Source organism: Stenotrophomonas sp. GbtcB23, from assembly GCF_019091045.1.
Lineage (GTDB): Bacteria > Pseudomonadota > Gammaproteobacteria > Xanthomonadales > Xanthomonadaceae > Stenotrophomonas > Stenotrophomonas rhizophila_A.
Window position 1 is genome coordinate 1 of the sequence record NZ_JAGXKC010000267.1, and the last position, 345, is coordinate 345.

Below are 345 nucleotides of genomic sequence, written 5' to 3' on the forward strand. Positions count from 1 at the left end.
GATCGGCCAGCAGCCGAATGCGTCGGCCGCCTTCCAGGTCAGCGTCAATGCGCTGGGGCGCCTGACCACCGAAGAGCAGTTCGGCGACATCGTGATCAAGGCCGGCGCCAGCGGCCAGGTGACCCGCCTGCGCGACGTCGCACGCCTGGAACTGGGCTCGGACAACTACACCATGCGCGGCCAGCTCGACGGCGAGAACGCGGTCGGCCTGCAAATCCTGATGACGCCCGGCTCCAATGCCCTGGACACGTCCAGCGCGGTGCGCGCGACGATGGAGCGGCTGCAGGCCAAGTTCCCCGAAGGCATCGAGTACAAGATCGCCTACGACCCCACAGTCTTCGTGCG

General features: G+C 67.5%; 1 protein-coding gene. It reads left to right on the forward strand.

Annotated elements, in window-relative coordinates; translation table 11 throughout:
* A partial coding sequence (locus tag KVS69_RS19070; RefSeq protein ID WP_217539534.1) for an efflux RND transporter permease subunit occupies positions 1 to 345 on the forward strand: 345 nt, incomplete at both ends.